4 protein-coding genes and 1 tRNA gene are annotated in these 3,846 nt (G+C 60.1%); 1 reads left to right on the top strand and 4 read right to left on the bottom strand.

The window, feature by feature from the left end:
• Window positions 1-112 precede the first annotated feature (112 nt).
• The 4 genes from DT068_RS27810 to DT068_RS27795 all read right to left on the bottom strand — a co-directional run bounded on the left by DT068_RS27810 (window position 113) and on the right by DT068_RS27795 (window position 2,576).
• Window positions 113-784, bottom strand: a complete 672-nt coding sequence (locus tag DT068_RS27810; protein ID WP_119393172.1) for a transposase — start codon at window positions 782-784, stop codon at window positions 113-115.
• 101 nt (window positions 785-885) lie between these two features.
• A complete protein-coding gene (locus DT068_RS27805) occupies window positions 886-1,605 on the bottom strand; it encodes a hypothetical protein (protein ID WP_119393171.1) in 720 nt (239 codons plus the stop codon).
• A gap of 458 nt (window positions 1,606-2,063) precedes the next feature.
• Window positions 2,064-2,138: transfer RNA gene (locus tag DT068_RS27800), tRNA-Glu, on the bottom strand.
• 87 nt (window positions 2,139-2,225) lie between these two features.
• Window positions 2,226-2,576 (bottom strand): DUF6476 family protein, encoded by a 351-nt coding sequence (locus DT068_RS27795; protein WP_119393170.1) that lies wholly within the window; start codon window positions 2,574-2,576, stop codon window positions 2,226-2,228.
• On the opposite strand from DT068_RS27795, the gene DT068_RS27790 reads away from it, so the two are divergent.
• Window positions 2,575-3,612 carry an RluA family pseudouridine synthase gene (locus DT068_RS27790; protein ID WP_119393169.1) on the top strand — a complete coding sequence of 346 codons (1,038 nt, stop codon included), beginning with the start codon at window positions 2,575-2,577 and terminating at the stop codon, window positions 3,610-3,612. The genes DT068_RS27795 and DT068_RS27790 overlap by 2 nt on opposite strands.
• Window positions 3,613-3,846 lie beyond the last annotated feature (234 nt).

Here is a 3,846-nt window from a genome sequence, read left to right as displayed (position 1 = left end):
AGGTCAAGACTGCACCACAGGCCGTAGACATGACTGCATCCTGCGCACTGCCCACAAAAATCGCTTCGCAAACCTCTTGCCAACAGGGCGCCGTCCAGACATGACAGTGCATTTAATTGCTCTTGCCCCGCTTTGGCTTGGGCCCGCGCTTGCCAGGCATCAGATCTCGCCCGGTCTTGCGCTCGATCCGCCGGAGGAAGCCCGGCTCTCCCAATGGCCGCCCGATGGTCTCCGCTGCCCTGAGCCTACGCAATAGATCCGCATCCGCTTCGCGCTTCAGCATCTCGCTCATATCGGGAAACCGGTCCAGCACCGGCTGCGTCCGGGTGAGCCCGTCCGCAATGCCTCTCTGATAGGCGCGCGCACTCGACCATCGCCAATCCTGCGCCCGCCCCACGAGCCGGGCCCGCACCGGATTGAGCATCACATAGACGAGGGCGGCGGCGAGATGATCTTCGTCCATGACGGCGCAGCCGAAGCGGCCCTGCCAGAAATGGCCGCTGCGCTTGCGCCGCGCATGGATGATGCCGGCATAGCGGCGATGCACCGGCGCCAGCGCACGCCGCAGGCCGTCCTCGTCCGAGGGCTCCAGGATCAGGTGAACATGGTTGGGCATCAACACCCAGGCCCAGCAGGCGACGCCCGCGGCTTTCAGGCTTTCGGCCAGGAGATCGCGATAGAGCGCGTAGTCGGCATCGTCGAAGAACGTGCGCTGACGGCCATTGCCACGCTGGGTGACATGATGCGGCAGGCCGGGGATAACGATACGGGCAAGGCGGGCCATGGACGGAGGATCACATGGAGCGGCTCTTCAGTCAAATTAAATGCACTGTCACCGAAATTCCTGTCACCGAAATTCCCTGTCACCGAAATTCCCCAAATCGGTCATCTATTGCCCCCTAACGGCTGAGAACGAGTTACTCCCGAACCTTTGTTGTAAAAGCGCTCATCATCGAGCGAAATCAACGTCAGCAACAGGCAAAAAATCAGCGAGCCGATATAGCCGAGGCCGCCTGGCCAAACAAAATACGAAAAATATACATCCGAAATTCCCTGTATCTCAGTCGAGTGCTTCAATCTGTTCGGAAGATTCATCATCATGTCAATGGCAAGAACATTCATCATGTTGCAAAACAGAAAGCTTAGATAACGCTGCCTATCAGACATTGGAGGAAGGGAAGCCACATTCGCTCTGGCCATGGCTGTTATTACAAGACAGCAAAGCACTCCAAGCGACAACAATCGCAGCACATCGACAATTCCAGCTTTCAGCAGGTTGATTTCCGAAATTCCGTTATTGATCAGATTATCAAAATATCCTGTTCGAACACAAATATTGAGCGGCAGGCAACTCACATCGTCGGGTATTAGATGATACCGAACTATAAAATAGAAAATGATGGCAAGACCTACCGAGCAAATTGCACTAAGAAGCAGCGAAACTCTGTTGTTGATCTTTACGAGTATATCGATAAACGCTCCCAGAGCCGAAAACGGCAACACGAGCTTCCAATTGAAGTCCAAAAGAAGACTGGACGTCAGAAAGAAGTAGACCGTAACCGAATAACGATACAACTTCAGATTACCTAGCCAGGGTGCGCTCACACGAGGACCTCAGATCTTGAGCGCCGGCGTACTGGTCCGAAGACCTCACTTCGGCAGCTTCCGAAGTCTTGGATTTCGGTGACATGGATTTCGGGATTTCGGTGACAGTGCTGGACTGCACCCCTTGAGTGAGACACGGTAATTTCGGTTACAGTGGTTTTCATTTCGGGTTCAGATAGCTTTGTTTTGCGCGAAGTAGGTCTCGAACTCAAGCGGCGATCGGTAGCCGAGCGCCGAGTGCAGCCGCTCTCAGTTGTAGATATTGGCGATGAAGTCGTCGATGCGCGAGCGAGCCTCGCCGATCGACGTGAAGGATCGCGCGTTGATCTCCTAGGTCTTGAGCGTCTTCATGAAGCTGTCGGCCTTGGCATTGTCGAACGCAGCGACATGCTGACCTGCACACCTCTGCGTGCTCGTCGACGTGAACGGAAAGCCGCCGGTCAAGTGAGGGAAAGGATTGGCGCGGAGTACGGGAATCGAACCCGTCTTTGCAACGTGAGAGGCTGCCGTCCTAACCGATAGACGAACCCCGCTTTGGGCGCCGGCGGACGGCGCGGCCCCGATATACGAGCCCGTCCCCGAAAGCGCAAGATGTCCGGAAATGCCGATTTGCCGCGGGATTACTGCCCCTCGGGCTTGAGCCTGACCCGGCTGATGACGGCGCCCTTCTTCGTATCCACCACCACCACCTCATGACTGGCCCCCGAGACCACATGGACGGCCATCAGGTTCCCGTCCAGCGTTACGCCCGAAACCGTCGCCCCGGCCGGCGTCGCGATCTCGACCAGGCTGGCTTTCGGCGGCTCTTCCGGCGCCTTGCCGCGCGTCGCCTTCCAGGCGATGCCGCCCAAAAGCACCACCAGCATGATGACGAGCAGCCCGCCCATGATATAGACGGTCATTTCGAGGAATCGTAAGCCCGGCTGCGGCGGGGTTTCGCCCGTCTCCACCGGTTGCTGATTGTCCGTCATGACCTCTCCATCGCCTGAAATCCTGCATGTCGCCGTGGCCCCCGACGAAGCGGGCGACCGGCTCGACCGCTTCCTGCCCCGCCGGTTCCCGCAAACGAGCCGGGCCCGGTTCCAGACCCTTATTGCCAATGGGTGTGTCGATGTCGAGGGGGCGCCCGTCACCGAGGCGCGCCGCAAGATGAAGGCGGGCGATCAGGTCACGGTGCGCCTGCCCCCGGCGGTCGCGGCCGAGCCCCTGCCCGAGGCCATGGATCTCGACATTATATACGAAGACGACGCCCTGATCGTCATCGACAAGCCGCCCGGCCTCGTCGTCCACCCGGCTGCCGGCCATGAGACCGGCACGCTGGTCAACGCCCTCATCGCCCATTGCGGCGAGAGCCTCTCCGGCATTGGCGGGGTCAGGCGGCCAGGGATAGTCCACCGGCTCGACAAGGACACGTCGGGCCTTCTCGTGGTGGCCAAGACCGACCAGGCCCATAAGGGTCTCTCCGAGCAGTTCGCCGCCCATGGCCGCGACGGCCGCCTCGAGCGCGCCTATCTGGCGGTCGTGTGGGGAGCGCCCGAGCGCAAGCACGGCACGGTCGATGCGCCGATCGGCCGGCACGGCACCACGCGCGAGAAGATGAGCGTGGCGCGCCGGCCGGGCGCGCGCGCGGCGATCACGCATTATGATGTGGAGCGCAGCTTCGGCGCGCCACCCTGTGCGAGCCTCCTGCGCTGCCGGCTCGAGACCGGCCGCACCCATCAGATCCGCGTGCATATGGCCCATATCGGCCACCCGCTGCTCGGCGATGAGACCTACGGCAAGGGCTTCAAATCCTCGATCCGCAAATTGCCGGAAGAGGCGCAGCTGGCGCTTCAGGCGCTGGGCCGCCAGGCACTCCACGCCGCCATGCTGGGCTTCGAGCATCCGGTGACGGGCGAGGCGTTGCATTTCGAAAGCAAGCCGCCGGACGATCTGGCAGCACTGATCGAGGCGCTGGAGTTACCCTCTCCCCGCTTCAGCGGGGAGAGGGAGGGACCCGGCGCTTAGCGCCGGGAGGGTGAGGGCCTCTCCGTCATCTTGCGATGCTTCCAACGCCATTTGGATCGTTCGCAACACACCTTCCATGGCATTATCGACATCATCGTTCTTATTACGGCTTATTACGGTGATGTGGTGGACGGCGCCCGCCAGCGGCATCTGATGTGCCAAGATGGGTCCGTTGTAAGATCCATCTGAGGAGCCATCCACCATGACGAAGATTACCACCATTGGTCTTGATAT

The sequence above is a fragment of the Taklimakanibacter lacteus genome, assembly GCA_003576695.1.
Classification (GTDB): domain Bacteria; phylum Pseudomonadota; class Alphaproteobacteria; order Rhizobiales; family Aestuariivirgaceae; genus Taklimakanibacter; species Taklimakanibacter lacteus.
Note: the sequence above shows the minus strand (reverse complement) of the source record. Positions and strands in the feature narration are given on the sequence as shown.